Source organism: Faecalibacterium faecis, assembly GCF_040096475.1.
In the GTDB taxonomy this organism is placed as follows: domain Bacteria; phylum Bacillota; class Clostridia; order Oscillospirales; family Ruminococcaceae; genus Faecalibacterium; species Faecalibacterium taiwanense.
Window position 1 is genome coordinate 88203 of record NZ_JBBMEP010000001.1, and the last position, 17513, is coordinate 105715.

Genomic DNA, 17513 nt, shown 5'->3' on the forward strand with positions numbered 1-17513 from the left:
GCCTGCGGACGATCGATAGTTCTTTTCAAAGCGGGGCATCCTGTAACGGGGTGTCCCGCTTTTTTCTGTCTTCTATTGGCGTAATGCGGGAAAAATGCAGCGTACTCTTCGTGAAAAGAGTACAAAAGTAATACTATTATCTGTGCTTTCTGCCAAAAAGCAAAAAAGACATGTGCAAATTGCCGCAAATCAGGTATAATGGAACTTAAAGAAGTATCGGTGTCGAAACGACACGAAAGGAGAGTGAGCAGATTGGCAGAGGATTTTGTGATCGAAATGCTCCACATTACCAAGGAGTTCCCTGGAATCAAGGCAAACGACGATATCACCCTGCAGCTGCGCAAAGGCGAGGTACATGCCCTGCTGGGCGAGAACGGTGCCGGCAAAAGTACACTGATGAGCGTGCTGTTTGGCCTGTACCAGCCGGAAGCTGGTCAGATCCGCAAAAACGGCAAGGAGGTTGTCATCCGCAACCCCAATGATGCAAACGCACTGGGCATCGGCATGGTGCACCAGCACTTCAAGCTGGTGGAATGCTTCAGCGTGCTGGACAACATCATTCTGGGGGTGGAACCCAACAAGATGGGCTTTTTGCAGAAGGCCGAGGCACGCAAAAAGGTGATGGCCCTGAGCGAAAAGTACGGCCTGCGCGTGGACCCGGATGCACTGATCAGCGATATCTCTGTTGGTATGCAGCAGCGCGTTGAGATCCTGAAGATGCTGTACCGCGACAACGAGATCCTGATCTTCGACGAGCCTACCGCAGTGCTGACCCCGCAGGAGATCGACGAACTGATGGAGATCATGCGCGGGTTCAAGAAGGAAGGCAAGTCCATCCTGTTCATTACCCACAAGCTCAACGAGATCATGGCGGTGGCAGACCGCTGCACTGTTCTGCGCAAGGGCAAGTATATGGGCACCGTGGACATCAAGGACACCACCAAGGAAGAGCTTTCCCGCATGATGGTTGGCCGTGATGTGCAGCTGCAGGTGGACAAAAAGCCTGCCAACCCCGGCGAAGTGGTGCTGGATGTGGAAAACGTTACCATGCACAGCGCCCAGCACAAGAAGGATGCAGTCCGGAATGTCTCTTTTCAGGTGCACGCCGGTGAGATCGTCTGTCTTGCCGGTATCGAGGGCAACGGTCAGACCGAGTTCGTCTACGGCCTGACCGGTCTGGAAAAGATCAGCAGCGGCAAGATCACACTGGACGGCAAGGACATCACCAACGAGTCCATCCGTCAGCGCTCCAAGGACGGCATGAGCCATATCCCGGAGGACCGCCACAAGCACGGCCTTGTGCTGGACTATAGCCTGGAAAACAACATGGTGCTGCAGCGCTACTGGCAGCCCGAGTTCCAGAAGGGCGGCTTTATCCGCAGCGATAAGGTGCGCGAATACTCCGATAAGCTCATTGCCCAGTACGATGTGCGCAGCGGTCAGGGCAGCCTGACCACCGTGCGCAGCATGTCCGGCGGCAACCAGCAGAAGGCCATCATTGCCCGTGAGATCGATAAGGACCCGAAGCTCTTGGTGGCAGTCCAGCCAACCCGCGGTCTGGACGTTGGTGCAATTGAATACATCCACCGTCAGATCGTGGCCGAGCGCGATAAGGGTACGGCCGTGCTGCTGGTCAGTCTGGAGCTGGACGAGGTGATGAACCTGTCCGACCGCATCCTTGTGATGTACGAGGGCGAGGTCGTGGGCGAATTTGACCCCAAGACCACCACCGTGCAGGAGCTGGGCCTGTATATGGCAGGCGCACGCAAGCAGGGAAAGGAGAGCAAATAACACATGAACAAGAAAAAACTTTCCCACAGCAGTCTGAACAGCTCCATCACCAGTGTGCTGGCTGCTCTGCTGTGCATCCTGATCGGCCTTGTGGTCGGTTTTCTGGTGCTGCTGGCCATCAACCCGGCCCACGCATGGGGCGACGGCTTTGTGCGCATCCTGAAGGGCGGCTTCCATGACGCACCCTATGGCGTCGGCAAGGAGCTGGCAAATGCGGCTCCCCTTATTATGACCGGTCTGTCCGTGGCGTTTGCCTTCAAGACCGGCCTGTTCAACATCGGTGCGGCGGGTCAGTACACGCTGGGCGCTTACGGCGCTCTGTACTGCGCCATCATGCTCAAGCTGCCGTGGTTCGTCTGTCTGATCGCAGCCACCATTCTGGGCGGCATCTGGGGTGCGATCCCCGGCTTCTTCAAGGCCTACTTCAACATCAACGAGGTCATTACCTCCATCATGTTCAACTGGATCGGCCTGTATCTGGTCAATGAGCTCATTTACCAGAACGGCACCGGCCCCATGTACGATGTGCGCAACACCCGTACCATCAACATCAGCAAGAACGCCGATTACGCTCAGTCCATCATCCCGGATTTCGGCCTGAACAAGCTGTTCCAGACCAACAGCACCACCATCGCCATCTTCTTGGCGGCAGCAGTGGCAGTTCTGATCTGGGTGGTGCTGAACAAGACCACCTTCGGCTATGAGCTCAAGGCTGTGGGCCTGAACAAGAGCGCTGCCCGCTACGCCGGCATCAACGAGAAGAAGAACATCATCCTCTCCATGGCCATTGCCGGTGCGCTGGCCGGTTTTGGTGCGGGCCTGTACTATCTGTCCAATGTGTCCCAGTGGAACCCGCTGAACTCCACCAGCCTGCCGACAATGGGCTTCAACGGCATTTCCGTTGCACTGCTGGCGAGCTCCAACCCCATTGGCACCATTTTCTCGGCAATCTTCATTTCCCATATCTCGGTGGGCGGCTCCTTCCTTTCCACCAAGTATTACCCCACTGAGATCTCGGACCTGATCAGCGGTATCATCATCTACCTGTGTGCATTCTCCATGCTGTTCCGCGGCAAGATCCACGCACTGCTGTTCAAGAATGCCGATAAAACCAATGTGAACGCAGAGCCTGCTGCTCCTGCAAAATCTGCAACCGAAAAGGAGGGCAAGTGATATGCTGCTTCTGATCAAATATACACTGCTGTATGGCATCGTTCTGATGCTGGTGGCACTGGGCGGTATGTTCAGTGAGCACTCCGGCATCATCAACATCGCACTGGAAGGCATCATGGTCATTGGCGGTGTGGCGGGTGTTCTCACCCTGACCATGCTGCCTGCCGAAATGCCGGTCTTCCTCGTGGTGCTGATCTCTGTTCTGGTGGCGGCACTGGCCGGTATGGTGTATAGCCTGCTGCTGGCCTTTGCCTCCATCAACCTGAAGGCAGATCAGACCATCGGCGGCACGGCCCTGAACCTGCTGGCCACGGCCATCGCGGTGGTCATTGCCAAGTATTTCAGCGAGAGCGGCAGTGCAAAGCTGAACTACGCCAACAAGCCCTTCCTGTTCAGCATCGGCGGGCTGGAACTGAGCATTTTTGTGCCGCTGGGCATCATTCTGCTGATCATCAGCTATGTGGTGCTGTACAAGACCCGCTTTGGCCTGCGCCTGCGTGCCTGCGGCGAGCATCCGCAGGCAGCGGACTCTGTGGGCATCAATGTCTACAAGATGCGCTATGCCGGTGTTGTCATTTCCGGTGCACTGGGTGCGATCGGCGGTATGGCCTACATTGTGCCCCCGGTGCAGACCTGGAACTTTGAGGTGGGCGTGGCCGGCGCAGGCTTCCTTGCCATGGCTGTTATGATCTTTGGCCAGTGGAAGCCCTTCAACATCTTTGGCGCAGCCATGTTCTTTGCTGTGTTCAAGAGTCTGGCAAACATTGCAGACTCCACCTTCCTGGCACAGCTGCACTGGTCCAGCAACATCTACAACATGATGCCGTTCGTGGCGTCCATGATCATTCTGGCGTTTACCTCCAAGAACAGCATGGCACCCAAGGCAGAGGGCATCCCCTACGACAAGGGATCCCGCTAAAACGACGATTTGTGTTCCCAAAACAAGGGCGCAGCTGCTTTTTCGGGCGGCTGCGCCCTTTTTGGCTTAAAATTGGGCAAAGTTTACAGAATGATACTTGCTTTTGTTTGGAATTTTGCTATACTATATCTTACAATGTCGTACTATTGAAAAAACGAGGAGCGTGATACGATGCGCGTTTATGATCTGATCGCAAAAAAGCGTGATGGCGGTACGCACAGCCGTGAGGAGCTGGAGCAGATCGTCAATGGCTATGTCAGCGGAGAAGTGACTGATTACCAGATGGCTGCATGGATGATGGCTGTCTATCTGCGCGGCATGACCGATGAGGAGACCGCAGAGCTGACCGATGTGATGGCTCACAGCGGCGTGATGGTGGATCTTTCGCCCATTCCGGGCATCAAGGTGGACAAGCACTCCACCGGCGGCGTGGGCGACAAGACCACGCTGGTCATTGCCCCCATCGTGGCGGCCTGCGGCGTGAAGATCGCCAAGATGAGCGGCCGGGGCCTTGGCCATACCGGCGGCACCATCGATAAGATGGAGAGCGTGCCCGGCACCAGAACCGCCCTCTCACAGGAGGAGTTCTTTGCGCAGGTGAACAGGATCGGCCTGTCGGTCATTGGCCAGAGCGAGGGCATTGCCATTGCAGATAAAAAAATGTATGCCCTGCGGGATGTGACCGCAACCGTCAGCTGCATCCCACTCATCGCATCCAGCATCATGTCCAAGAAACTGGCTTCCGGCTCGGATGCCATCCTGCTGGATGTGACCACCGGCACCGGAGCTTTTATGAAAACGGTAGACCAGAGCATTGAGCTGGCCAAGCTGATGGTATCCATTGGCACCCATCACGGCCGCCGGGTGGCTGCCATGATCACCGATATGGATACCCCGCTGGGCCATAACATTGGCAACAGTCTGGAAGTCATGGAAAGCATGGATGTGCTCAAGGGCCATGGCCCCGCCGACCTGACCGAGGTCTGCCTGCAGCTGGCGGCGAACATGCTGGTGCTGGCCGATAAGGGCACTCCTGCCGAGTGCCGCGCCATGGCCGAGACGGCGATCGCCGATGGCTCTGCCTTTGCTAAGTGCAAGGAGATGTTTGCGGCGCAGGGCGGCGATACCCGCGTGCTGGACGATTACAGCCTGTTTGAGCAGCCCGCGGCAAGCTTTGAGCTGCTGGCAGAGCAAGACGGTTACATTGTGGCGAACGATGCCGAGAAGATCGGCTCTGCCAGCGTGCTGCTGGGTGCGGGCCGACAGAAAAAGGGCGACCCGCTGGATTTTGCCGCCGGCATCACCCTGCATAAAAAGCGCGGCGACTACGTAAAGAAGGGCGAGAGTCTGGCTACCTTCTACGGCGCAGCCGATAAGTTTGAAGCTGCCGCCGCCGAGTACCGCAGCGGCCTTGGATACGGCCCTGAGAAGCCGGAGGAAGCCCCGCTGGTGTATGCCCTTGTAACGAAGGACGGCGTGGAGCGCTATTAAATGAAATAAAAGCTTCCGGGACGGTTTCTCCCGGGGCTTTTTTGCGTCATTTGGCAGATTTTTGTTGCATAATGTGGAAAACAGTGGAACTTTGGCAGGAGATATGGTATACTATGATGGATTTGTGCTGTCCCGGCAGAAGGGACGCGGAAAGAGAAAGGACTTGTTATGAAGATCATTCTGGTGGGCGGCGGCAAGGTTGGTACTGCGCTGGCGCGGCAGCTCAGTGAGGAAGACCATAATGTGACCATTGTGGATACCAACAAAGCGCGTGTAGAGCACCTGACTGAAAGCTACGATGTGCTGGGCATCGTGGGCAACGGTTCCTCGATCACCACGCTGGCAGAGGCCGGCATTGAAGACGCGGATGTGTTCATTGCCGTGACCGGTTCGGATGAGCTGAACCTGCTGTGCTGCATGTTTGCCAAAAAGGCGGGCCACTGCCATGCAATTGCCCGCGTGCGCAACCCGTCCTACAGTCATGAGCTGGACTTTATCAAAAAGCAGATCGGCATTTCGGCCATCATCAATCCGGAAATGGCTGCAGCAAAGGAGATCTCCCATCTGCTGCGCTTCCCGGGTGCAAGCAAGATCGACACCTTTGCAGACGGCCGTGTGCGGCTGATCAAGTTTGCACTCACTGCAGAGCAGGGGCTGGATGGCGTGGCCATCCGCGAGATCCCCACCCGCCTGAAGAGCGACATTCTGGTGTGTGCAGTGGAGCGCAGCGGCGGCGTGATCATCCCGAACGGTAACTTTGTACTGCAGAACGGCGATCAGGTCACCTTCCTTGCAACACAGGATAAGGCCCACGAGTTCTTCCAGCGCATCCACCTGCCGGTGCGCCCGGTGCGCAATGCCTTCATCGTGGGCGGCGGTGCCATCGCCTTCTATCTGAGCCAGGAGCTGCTGGAAAACCACGTGCGTGTGCGCATCGTGGAGCGCGACCCTGCCCGCTGCATGGAGCTGGCCGAGCAGCTGCCCGGCGCACAGATCCTGAACGAGGACGGCTCCAACCGCGAATTCCTACTCTCGGAGGGTATGGAGTCCACCGAGGCTTTTGTGGCCCTGACCAACATCGACGAGGAGAATGTGCTGCTGACCCTGTTTGCCAAAAAGCACTCCAAGGGCAAGCTGGTCACCAAAGTCAACCGTCTGGAATTTGATGATATTCTGGCCGGTCTGGATCTGGGCAGCGTGGTCTACCCCAAGTACATGACCTGCGATTACATCGTGCAGTATGTGCGTGCACTGCAGAACGAAGCGGGCAGCAACATCAAGACGCTGTACCGCATTCTGGACGACCGCGTGGAAGCGCTGGAATTTACCGTCCACGAGAAGAGCGCTGCCACCGGTGTCCCCCTGAGCCAGCTGCACCTGAAAAAGAATCTGCTGCTGTGCTGCATCACCCGCGGCCATCAGATCCTGATCCCGCGCGGCGGCGACCAGATCCAGGTGGGCGACAACGTGATCGTGGTCACGCTGGAGCATGGTCTGCATGACCTGCGCGATATTCTGGACAAGGGCGCAGAGGGTTGACGGAGGCAGACTATGAATTATGCGATCGTTTTCCGTCTGCTGGGCTATGTCATGCTGATCGAGGGTGCGCTGCTGCTGCTGCCCGCAGCGGCCAGCTGGATCTACGGCGAATGGTTCGTGCTGGGCGTGTTTCTGATCACGGCGGCAGTCAGCGCCGCCATCGGTTACGCCCTGCGCGGCATCAAGCCTAAAAGCAAGATGTTCTATATGCGGGAGGGCTTTGCTGCTACCTCGCTGAGCTGGATCGTCATTTCCATCGTGGGCGCCGTTCCGTTTGTGGTGGCGGGCTGCATCCCGAACCCGGTGGATGCCCTGTTTGAGACGGTGTCCGGCTTTACCACCACCGGTGCCAGCATCCTGCCCGGGGTGGAGGATCTGCCCAAGGGCATCCTGTTCTGGCGCAGCTTCACCCACTGGATCGGCGGCATGGGCGTTCTGGTGTTCCTGCTCTCGCTGCTGCCCCTGACCGGCGGCTCCCACGTCAACCTGATGAAGGCAGAAAGCCCCGGCCCTCAGGTGGATAAGCTGGTGCCCAAGGTGCAGTCTACCGCAAAGATCCTGTACGGCATCTATTTTGCACTCACCGTGCTGGAGGTGGTATTCCTGCTGCTGGGCGGCATGCCGCTGTTTGAGTCCATGCTCACGGCCTTCGGCACGGCGGGCACCGGCGGCTTCGGCTTCAAGAACGACAGCTTTACCAGCTTTTCTCCCTACATCCAGTGGGTCGTGACCATCTTCATGATCCTGTTTGGTGTCAACTTCAATGCCTACTTCCTGCTGCTGCTGCGCAAATTCAACCGCGCCATCAGCGAGGAAGTGCGCGGCTACTTCGCCATTATTCTGGTGGCAATTGGCATTATCACGGCCAATATCTACAGCCTTTATAACAGCTTTGGCGAAGCGGTGCGTCAAGCAGCCTTTCAGGTGGGTTCCATCATCACCACTACCGGTTTTTCCAGCTGTGACTTTGACCTGTGGCCCACCCTCTCCAAAGAAATTCTGGTGGTGCTCATGTTCATTGGTGCCTGCGCAGGCAGCACCGGCGGCGGCATCAAGGTGAGCCGCCTCCTCATTCTGGGCAAGACCCTTGGCAAGGAGCTCAAGCAGGCGCTGCACCCACAGGTGGTGGCCCCCGTCCGCATGGACGGCAAGCTGCTCAACCACGAGACCATCCGCACCACCAATGTGTTTATGGGCGCATATTTCTTCATCTTCGTGGTATCCTTCCTGCTCATCAGTCTGGATGGCTTTGATATGGTGACGAACTTCACAGCCATTGCAGCTACTTTGAACAACATCGGCCCGGGCCTTGCGCAGGTGGGCCCCATGATGAACTTTGGCAGTTTTACGAACCCTGCAAAGCTGGTGATGATCTTCGACATGCTGGCCGGCCGTCTGGAGATCTTCCCGATGCTGGTGCTGTTCCTGCCGGATACATGGCGCAGATTCTAAAAAGCAATTATAAAAAGCCATCTGTGATCTTCCGCTCGTATTGAGCATTTGGAGAGATACAGATGGCTTTTTTGCGCGTAACGGTAAGCTGCACAAACCCTTCTCTTTTCGGGGAAGGCGGATCTGTGAAGCAAAGACGGAGAAGTTTTTATACTTCCACTTTTTCCTGTGCCCGGTACTGCAGGGCTTCCAGCACACAATCCTCATCCAGCAGCTGTTTGCCTGCCAGATCGGCCACCGTGCGGGCCACCCGCAGGATGCGGTCATGGGCGCGGGCGGAAAGGCCCAAAGCGTCGTAGGAGGCGCGCAGCAGCCGCTCGGCGGCGGGGGTCATGCGGCAGACGCGCCGCACCTGCCCAGCGGTGAGCTGGGCGTTGCAGAGCACACCCTCAAAACCCGGGGCGGCATAGCGCTTTGCCTGAATGGCCCGGGCGGCAAGCACCTGTTTGCGCAGATCGGCGCTGCTCTCGGAAGGGACGACGGCGTGCAGCTCGTCAAAGGCGATGGGATCCATCTCCACGCACAGGTCGATACGATCCAGCAGCGGACCGGACACCCGGCTGCGGTACTGCCGCACGGCACTGGGTGAGCAGGTGCACTGCCGGGTGGGATGACCATAGTAGCCGCATTTGCAGGGGTTCATGGCTGCCACCAGCTGGAAATGGCTGGGATAGGTGGCGCTGCCTGCCGCGCGGCTCACGGTGATCTGGCCGTCCTCCAGCGGCTGGCGCAGCACTTCCAGACTCTCGCGGGAGAACTCCGGCAATTCGTCTAAAAACAGCACACCGCAGTTGGCAAGGCTGCACTCGCCGGGCCGGAACTGTGCGCCGCCGCCAGCCAGAGCTGCGGCACTGGCCGAGTGGTGCGGGCTGCGGAAAGGCCGTGCAGAGATCAGGCCACGGCCCTGCGGCAGCTGCCCTGCAATGGAATAAATTTTAGTGGTCTCCACGGCTTCCTCACGGGTGAGCGGCGGCAGGATGCCGGGCAGACGCTTTGCCAGCATGGATTTGCCGGTGCCGGGTGCGCCAATGAGCAAAACATTGTGTCCGCCTGCGGCAGCAATGACCATAGCCCGCCGCGCCAGCGACTGGCCCATCACGTCCGAAAAATCCGGCACCTGTGCCCATGCGTCTGCAGGGTCAAAGGGAACAACAGCCGCCGGGGCAAGCGGGGAGATGCCGCGCAGGGCATCTACAACTTCGCGTGCCGTGTGGGCGGGGTAGACGGCCATGCTGTCGGCACAGGCCTCGGCTGCTTCGGCGGCATTCTCGGCAGGTACATACAGGGCGTGGATGCCATTTTCTGCTGCAGCCAGCGCCATGGGCAGCACGCCGGAAACCGGCCGCAGGGTGCCGTCCAGTGCCAGTTCGCCCAGAAATGCCGCGTCGGCAGGCACATCCTCCAGCTGGCCGCTGGCAGTGAGCACTGCCAGCAGAAGCGGCAGGTCGTACACCGGGCCGGTCTTGCGCACATCCGCCGGGGCAAGATTGATGGTAATGCGCCGGTCCGGGAACTTGAAGCCCAGATTTTTGATGGCGGCGCGCACACGGTCGGCGCTTTCACGCACAGCGGAATCCGGCAGGCCCACGATGGAAAAGGCGGGCAGACCGCCGGAAATGTCGGCCTCCACTGCCACGGCAAAGCCGCTCAGGCCGTTCAGACCAAAGCTTCTGGTAACAGAATACATGTTGTTCTCCCTTATCCCAGCGGATGATATGACGGAAAAGAATTGGCAAAAGTGGAAAATATTGGATGATTATGTCATACTTCGACACAAAAATACTTCTGAATTCATTATAGTAAAGGGCAGGAAAGATGTCAATGCGATAGAGAGGAGAGAGTTTTCCATGATGAGCAAAGAATACTGCCGCTATATCCGTACATATTCAGAACTGGAAGGGCTGCAGCATGCCCACACCCTTGTATATTGCGGCGCCGCCGCTGCGCAGGGCGTTGTAATGGAGCTGCGGCAGGAGCAGGATGGCCGGGTGCGCCGCAGCGCGGTGCTGCTGCAGGACAGTTTTGCCCGGGCAATGCAGCTGCTGCGCTACCTGTGTGAAAACAGCATCGGTTTGGAGCAGTGGCTGGACGTTCTGGACGATGCAGGCCAGAGTTATGAACTGCTGGAAAATGCATGCGAGGCCGGGACGGTTCCCGACTTTACCGGGAAAAACTTGGATTTTTGTGCCATATGCTGGTTTTGAACTGCAAATCTTGTTGCAGATTACGCAATTGACACATGAACGCGGAGAGTTTATATTATAAGTAGGTTTAACCAAACCTGTTCTTTTTTGCGGAAAAATTTACAAAAGGTAAGGTGTGCAAGATGTATTTGGATGAATATAAGCGCTGGATGGCTGCAGAGCTGGAAGACGCTGATCTGAAGCCGGAGCTGGCCAAGATCGAGGGAAATGATGACGAGATCAAGGACCGCTTTGCTGTGGCTTTGAAGTTTGGCACCGCTGGTCTGCGCGGCGTTCTGGGCGCTGGCACCAACCGTATGAATATCTATGTTGTGCGTCAGGCCACGCAGGGTCTGGCAAACTGGGTCAAGACTCAGGGCGGCAGCCAGACTGTGGCGATCAGCTACGACAGCCGCCTGAAGAGCGATATCTTTGCCAAGACCGCCGCAGGCGTTCTGGCGGCAAACGGTATCAAGGTGCGCATTTACGATGCTCTGATGCCTGTGCCTGCACTGAGCTTTGCTACCCGTTACTACCAGTGCAATGCTGGTATCATGGTCACGGCTTCTCACAACCCGGCCAAGTACAACGGCTACAAGGCCTACGGCCCGGATGGCTGCCAGATGACCGATGATGCTGCTGCCATCGTGTACGATGAGATCCAGAAGACGGATGTGCTGACCGGTGCAAAGTACATCTCCTTTGCCGAGGGCGTGGAGCAGGGCCTGATCCGCTTTGTGGGCGACGACTGCAAGAAGGCACTGTATGATGCCATCGAGGCCCGTCAGGTGCGCCCGGGCCTGTGCAAGACTGCCGGCCTGAAGCTGGTGTACAGCCCGCTGAATGGTTCCGGTCTGGTGCCTGTCACTCATGTGCTGAACGATATGGGCATCACCGATATCACCATCGTGCCCGAGCAGGAGTACCCCAACGGCTACTTTACCACCTGCTCCTACCCGAACCCCGAAATTTTCGAGGCTCTGAAGCTGGGTCTGGAGCTGGCAACCAAGACTGGTGCCGATCTGATGCTGGCCACCGACCCCGATGCCGACCGCGTGGGTATTGCCATGAAGTGCCCGGATGGCAGCTATGAGCTGGTATCCGGCAACGAGATGGGCGCTCTGCTGCTGGATTACATCTGCGCAGGCCGCATCGAGAAGGGCACCATGCCCAAAAACCCGGTGGCCGTCAAGTCCATCGTATCCACTCCTCTGGCCGATGCCATTGCCGCACACTACGGCGTGGAGATGCGCAGCGTGCTGACCGGCTTCAAGTGGATCGGCGACCAGATCGCAAATCTGGAAGCTGCCGGTGAGGTGGACCGCTTCATCTTTGGCTTCGAGGAGAGCTACGGCTATCTGGCCGGCCCCTATGTGCGCGATAAGGATGCCGTCATCGGTTCCATGCTGATCTGCGAAATGGCCGCTTACTACCGCAGCATCGGTTCCTCCATCAAGCAGCGTCTGGAAGAGATCTATAAACAGTATGGCCGCTACCTGAACAAGGTGGACAGCTTCGAGTTCCCCGGCCTGACCGGCATGGAGAAGATGGCTTCCATCATGCAGAAGCTGCGTGATAACCCGCCCGCCGAGCTGGCTGGCCACAAGGTGGTCAAGGTGACCGACTACAAGAAGCCCGAGGAGACCGGTCTGCCCGCTGCAAATGTGCTGATCTACAGTCTGGAAAACGGTGCGACTGTTGTGGTGCGTCCCTCCGGCACTGAGCCGAAGATCAAGACCTACTTCACCACTCTGGGCAAGGATCTGGCTGAAGCACAGGCACAGAAGGATGCTCTGGCTGCTGCCATTGAGCCGATCCTGAAGTAAACTCCATCAAGAACAAGTTTGTGCCCCTCTGCTGTGTGCAGAGGGGCATTTTTGCTGTAGAATATTGGTTGCAGTTTGGGAAGTTATACGCTATAATAAAATATGGCTTACTATAGGAATCGGGTAGGTGAAGAAATTGGAAAAGAGAGTATCCGCAGTACTGGTGGCGGCGGGGTCTTCCACACGCATGGGCTTTGACAAGCTCAGCTTTGATCTGGGCGGCGAGACCGTGCTGCACCGCAGCATCCGCGCGTTTGAACAGGACCCGCTTGTCACGGAGATCGTGCTGGTGGCCGGTAAGAACCGCGCCTTTGTGGAGCAGCAGGCAGCAGACTGCACAAAGCCTGTGCAGATCGTAACGGGCGGCACCACCCGCGCCGAGAGCGCAAAAAACGGCGTGCTGGCGGCAGCAGGGGAGCTTGTGGCAGTGCACGACGCGGCAAGACCCTTTGTCAGTCAGGCCGTCATCACAGCAGCGCTGGAAGCAGCGGCCCGGTGCGGCGCAGCTGCACCTGCCGTACCGGTAAAGGATACCATCAAGGCTGCAGTGCGCGGCAACGGAAAGACCGTGCCGGATGCCTGCCTTGTGTACACAACGCCCGACCGCAGCACCCTGTATGCGGTGCAGACCCCTCAGTGCTTTGACCGCGCAGAGTACCTTGCTGCGCTGGAAGAGCTGGATGCCGAAAAAGCCCGCCTTGTCACAGACGACTGCAGCCTGTTCGAGCTGACCGGCCGCGCCGTGCAGCTGACGCAGGGCGATTACGCCAATTATAAGATCACGACCCGCGAGGACTTGCCCCGCCCGGAACAGAAAGAGGAACACAAAATGCGCATTGGACATGGTTATGACGTGCACCGTCTGGTGGAAGGCCGCAAGTTGATCCTGGGCGGCGTGGAAGTGCCCTTTGAAAAAGGCCTGCTGGGCCACTCGGATGCAGATGTGCTGGCCCATGCGGTGATGGATGCTGTGCTGGGTGCCGCTGCGCTGGGGGATATCGGCCAGCATTTCCCGGACAATGACCCGGCCTACTCTGGTGCCGACAGCCTGAAGCTGGCCCGCCGTGTGGCCGAAATTTTAAAGGAGCACGGCTTCCGCATTGAAAATATCGACGCGACGCTGTTGTGTCAGCGGCCCAAGCTTGCGCCGTACATTCCGGCCATGCGCCAGAATCTGGCCGATGCCTTCGGCCTGCCGGTGGATGCCGTGAGTGTAAAGGCCACTACCGAGGAACATCTGGGCTTTACCGGTGAGGGGCTGGGCATTGCCGCCCACGCTGTTGCCCTGATCGAAACACTGTAAACGGGAGCGTGTACCAATGACTCTGAACGCGATCATTGCAAATTTCCAGACCTTCAAACTGGTCGATTTGCTGGATATCATCATCATTTCCTTCCTGATTTACCAGCTGCTGGGCATTGTCAACCGCACCCGCGCCGGCCAGCTGTTCAAGGGTGCGCTGCTGGTGATGGCCGTCTATCTGGTGGCAGAAACGCTGAACATGCGTACCGTCACATGGCTGCTGAACTCACTGCTGCAGGTGGGCCTGCTGACGCTGGTGGTGCTGTTCCAGCCGGAGATCCGCCGTGCGCTGGAGCGCATGGGCCAGACCGACCAGTGGGCCGCCAAGCTGTTCAATGTCAAAGGTCGCTACAACGATCCCAGCCTGAAAGGTGCATGGCGCAGCGCCATCATTGCCATCTGCGATGCGGCAGAGCGCTTTTCTGAGACCAAGACCGGTGCACTGATTGTGCTGGAACGCCACACGAACCTTTCGGAGATCGTGCGCACCGGCACGCCGGTGAACAGTGCGGTCAATCTGGAAGTGCTGGGCACCATTTTCTACGAGGGCACGCCCCTGCACGATGGTGCGGCCATCATTGAGAATGGCCGCATCAAAGCCGCGGGCTGTGTGCTGCCGCTTTCCAACAATCTGGATCTTGGCAAGGATATGGGCACCCGTCACCGCGCCTGCCTTGGCATTGCCGAAAATTCCGATGCCATCGCCATCGTGGTCAGCGAGGAGACCGGCATCATCTCCATGGCAAAGAACGGCGTGCTGATCCGCCATTTTGACCGCCAGACCCTGTATACCCGTCTGGTGGATGAGATGATCCCTAAGGAGACCACCACCGAAAAGACGACGGTCAGCGGCTGGCGCGGTCAGCTGGACCGTCTGTGGAAATGGGTCAGCCAGAAGGAGGACGATGCGCAATGAACAACGAACCCAACAAGAAAAATGGCGCAAAGCCTGCGGTCGCCCATAAGAAAAACATTCTGGACGACCGCCGCATCCGGCTGGCACTTTCGGTGCTGGGTGCCATCGTTGCATGGATGGTGGTCACCATCATCGTCCAGCCCGGCACCAGCAACACCATCTACAATGTGCCGGTGGATTATACCTACGATTCCGCTGCTTACACCTCCCGGGGCCTGAGCATCGTCAGCGCCGAGGATAAGACCGTGAACCTGAAAATCTCCGGCGACGGCTACACCATCGGCGGGCTGACGGCTTCCGATTTTGTGGTCTACCCGGATTTCTCCAGCGTACGTGACAGCGGCGAAAAGACCCTGCGCCTGCTGGTACGCGGTGCCAACGGCCTGCTGAACGGTGTGACCGTGACCATGGAAGGCAATGACAACACGGTGGATGTGGTGTTTGACGTGGTGGAGGAAAAGACCCTGCCCGTTACCATTACCACCAACTACCTGACCATCGCGGACGGCTATATCCTTTATAGTACGGATGTTTCCAAGGAGAATATCACCCTTTCCGGCCCCAGCAGTGAGCTGAATAAAGTTGCTACCTGCACTGCAGAGGTGACCTACAGCGGCGAACTGACCGAGTCCATCACGCTGAACACGCCGCTGCGCTTCTATACCTCCGGCGGCAAGGAAGTCAAGTTTGAGTACACGGAGCTGGAAGAGAACAGCGTGGATGTGACCTTGCAGGTGTACAAGATGGCAACGCTGCCGGTGGACGTGAATTTCATCAATGCACCGCGTGATTTTGATGATTCGATGCTGGTATATGCACTCAGCCGCAAGCAGCTCAAGGTGGCAGGTCCGGCAGATAAGATCGATATGCTGTCCACGCTGCCCATCGGCAATATCGACCTTTCCACCTTTACACTGAACAAGAGCTATGAGCTGCCCATCGACCTGCCCGCAGACATCTATCTGCTGGATAACATTTCCACCATTACGGTCAGCTTTGACTGCTCCAATCTGGGAACCAAGACCATGAACCTGCCCAATACCTGCGTGCAGGTGGTCAACCTGCCCTCTACCTACCAGCTGACGGTGCAGACCGAACGCCTGATGAATGTAACGCTCTGCGGCCCCAAGGGCGCGATCGAAACGTTGACCCCGGAGCAGGTGGTCATTGAGATCGATGCCGAGGATTTCTCGGTGGCAACGGGCGAGCAGAACATCGCCTGCCGCCTGTATGTGCCCTCCAACGGCAAGATCTTTGCACTGGGCAGCTATGTGCTGCAGTGCCGCATCGAAAGCAACTGAAACAAAAAGGAACACACGATAACATGATTCTGGTTCGCAACATCCGTCTGCCGCTCTCTGCCGGAGAGCCGCAGGCATTTGAAAAAGCCCTGCACGCCGCCCGCATCCCGCGCGGAAAGGTGCAGCATCTGGGCGTGGCAAAGCTCTCGGTGGATGCCCGCCACGGCCAGCCCAAGCTGGTGTATACCGTGGCTGTCACCCTGAAAGAACCTGCCGAGGAAGCGGCTTTTGCAGCCCGCTGTGGTGATGCTTCTCTGCAGCAGAAGGTGGATTTTTCGGTGCAGAATGGCATCCAGCCACTGGCACATCGGCCTGTGGTGTGCGGCCTTGGCCCGGCGGGCCTGTTTGCAGCGCTGCTGCTGGCCCGGCAGGGCTATCAGCCCATTGTGCTGGAGCGCGGCCCGGCGCTGGACGAGCGCGTAAAGGCGGTGGAACATTTTTCTGCTACCGGCGAACTGGATGTGAATGCGAACATTCAATTTGGCGAGGGCGGTGCCGGTACCTTTTCGGACGGCAAGCTGACCACCCGCATCGGCGATGAGCTGTGCGGCTTTGTTACCGAGGTGTTCCTGCAGCACGGTGCGCCGGAGGAGATCGCCTGGAAGCAGAAGCCCCATGTGGGCACCGACCTGCTGCGCGGTGTGATCACCTCTATCCGCAAGGAGATCGAAGCTCTGGGTGGTGAGGTGCATTTCAACACGGCCCTGACTGGCTTTGAACAGAAAAATGGTCAGCTCACCGGCATTTTTACCACAAATGGTACCTTTGCCTGCGAAGCTTTGGTGTTCGCGGTGGGCCACTCGGCCCGCGATACCTTCGGGATGCTGATGAACGGCGGCCTGCAGCTGGAATGCAAGCCGTTCAGTGTGGGCTTCCGCGCCGAGCATCTGCAGAGTGAGATCGAAAAGAGCTTATATCACGAGGCTGCCGGGCATCCGGCTCTGCCGCGGGGCGAGTATCAGCTCTCCCAGCATGTGGGGGAGCGGTGCGTTTACACCTTCTGCATGTGCCCCGGCGGGCAGGTGGTGGCATCGGCCAGCGAGGAAGGCCGTGTAGTGACCAACGGCATGAGCTTCCACGCCCGCAATGGCAAAAATGCCAACGCGGCCGTGGTGGTGAGCGTGGGAGGCAAGGATTTTGCAGACGATCCGCGCCGGGCCATCGCGTTCCAGCGGGAGCTGGAAGCCAAAGCCTACGCCGCTGGGCGCAGTGCAGGGGAGTATGCCGCTCCGGCAGAGAACATCCAGAGCTTTCTGGAAGGGCGCGGCCAGCTGAACATTGGACGCGTGCAGCCTACCTATGACCGCGGCGTTGCTGCGGCAGACCTCGGCGCACTGCTGCCGCAGGAGCTGGCCGAAACGCTGCGGGCGGGCCTGCGCGCCTACGAGCGCAAAATTGCGGGTTATACCGCGCCGGAAGCGATCCTTACGGGTCTTGAGACCCGCACCAGCAGCCCGGTGCGGCTGAAGCGGGAAGAAAATTTTGAATGCACCCAGCTGGCAGGTCTGTATCCCTGCGGCGAGGGCGCCGGATATGCGGGCGGCATCATGAGCGCCGCCGTGGATGGCCTGCGGGTGGCCCGCGCCATCATCAGCCGGTATGCACCGGCAGAAGGGTGA

At 58.2% G+C, this 17513-nt stretch carries 13 protein-coding genes; 12 read left to right on the plus strand and 1 reads right to left on the minus strand.

The genetic code is table 11. The annotated features are described in order from the left end of the window. Window positions 1-276: 276 nt before the first annotated feature. From WMO17_RS00410 to WMO17_RS00435, 6 genes are all read left to right on the plus strand, one after another. Window positions 277-1791, plus strand: coding sequence for an ABC transporter ATP-binding protein (locus WMO17_RS00410; protein WP_044953477.1), 1515 nt, complete (start codon window positions 277-279; stop codon window positions 1789-1791). A gap of 3 nt (window positions 1792-1794) precedes the next feature. Then, the gene (locus WMO17_RS00415; protein WP_005940077.1) at window positions 1795-2964 is read left to right on the plus strand and encodes an ABC transporter permease; all 1170 of its coding nucleotides are present in this window, start codon (window positions 1795-1797) and stop codon (window positions 2962-2964) included. 1 nt (window position 2965) lies between these two features. Further along, window positions 2966-3883 carry an ABC transporter permease gene (locus WMO17_RS00420; protein ID WP_223387850.1) on the plus strand — a complete coding sequence of 306 codons (918 nt, stop codon included), beginning with the start codon at window positions 2966-2968 and terminating at the stop codon, window positions 3881-3883. A 171-nt stretch (window positions 3884-4054) separates the two neighbouring features. Then, window positions 4055-5374 carry a thymidine phosphorylase gene (locus WMO17_RS00425; protein WP_349137254.1) on the plus strand — a complete coding sequence of 440 codons (1320 nt, stop codon included), beginning with the start codon at window positions 4055-4057 and terminating at the stop codon, window positions 5372-5374. Window positions 5375-5542: 168 nt separating this feature from the next. Beyond that, window positions 5543-6913 carry a Trk system potassium transporter TrkA gene (gene trkA / locus WMO17_RS00430; RefSeq protein WP_005940088.1) on the plus strand — a complete coding sequence of 457 codons (1371 nt, stop codon included), beginning with the start codon at window positions 5543-5545 and terminating at the stop codon, window positions 6911-6913. A gap of 12 nt (window positions 6914-6925) precedes the next feature. Next, window positions 6926-8365: a TrkH family potassium uptake protein gene (locus WMO17_RS00435; RefSeq protein ID WP_120079498.1), complete on the plus strand. Its 1440-nt coding sequence runs from the start codon at window positions 6926-6928 to the stop codon at window positions 8363-8365. Between the two features lie 148 nt (window positions 8366-8513). Here the strand turns inward: WMO17_RS00435 and WMO17_RS00440 are convergent, their stop codons facing one another. Then, window positions 8514-10052 carry a YifB family Mg chelatase-like AAA ATPase gene (locus WMO17_RS00440; RefSeq protein WP_349137255.1) on the minus strand — a complete coding sequence of 513 codons (1539 nt, stop codon included), beginning with the start codon at window positions 10050-10052 and terminating at the stop codon, window positions 8514-8516. Between the two features lie 160 nt (window positions 10053-10212). On the opposite strand from WMO17_RS00440, the gene WMO17_RS00445 reads away from it, so the two are divergent. From WMO17_RS00445 to WMO17_RS00470, 6 genes are all read left to right on the plus strand, one after another. Next, on the plus strand, window positions 10213-10569 hold the full coding sequence (locus WMO17_RS00445; protein ID WP_349137256.1) for a hypothetical protein: 357 nt from the start codon (window positions 10213-10215) through the stop codon (window positions 10567-10569). A 122-nt stretch (window positions 10570-10691) separates the two neighbouring features. After that, window positions 10692-12374: a phospho-sugar mutase gene (locus tag WMO17_RS00450; protein WP_005940102.1), complete on the plus strand. Its 1683-nt coding sequence runs from the start codon at window positions 10692-10694 to the stop codon at window positions 12372-12374. A gap of 127 nt (window positions 12375-12501) precedes the next feature. Then, on the plus strand, window positions 12502-13677 hold the full coding sequence (ispF, locus tag WMO17_RS00455) for a 2-C-methyl-D-erythritol 2,4-cyclodiphosphate synthase (RefSeq protein WP_349137257.1): 1176 nt from the start codon (window positions 12502-12504) through the stop codon (window positions 13675-13677). A 16-nt stretch (window positions 13678-13693) separates the two neighbouring features. Then, the gene (cdaA, locus tag WMO17_RS00460; protein WP_005940107.1) at window positions 13694-14593 is read left to right on the plus strand and encodes a diadenylate cyclase CdaA; all 900 of its coding nucleotides are present in this window, start codon (window positions 13694-13696) and stop codon (window positions 14591-14593) included. Next, the gene (locus WMO17_RS00465) at window positions 14590-15894 is read left to right on the plus strand and encodes a CdaR family protein (RefSeq protein ID WP_097774813.1); all 1305 of its coding nucleotides are present in this window, start codon (window positions 14590-14592) and stop codon (window positions 15892-15894) included. The genes cdaA and WMO17_RS00465 overlap by 4 nt, the downstream gene beginning before the upstream one ends. A gap of 23 nt (window positions 15895-15917) precedes the next feature. Continuing rightward, on the plus strand, window positions 15918-17513 hold the full coding sequence (locus tag WMO17_RS00470; protein ID WP_349137258.1) for an NAD(P)/FAD-dependent oxidoreductase: 1596 nt from the start codon (window positions 15918-15920) through the stop codon (window positions 17511-17513).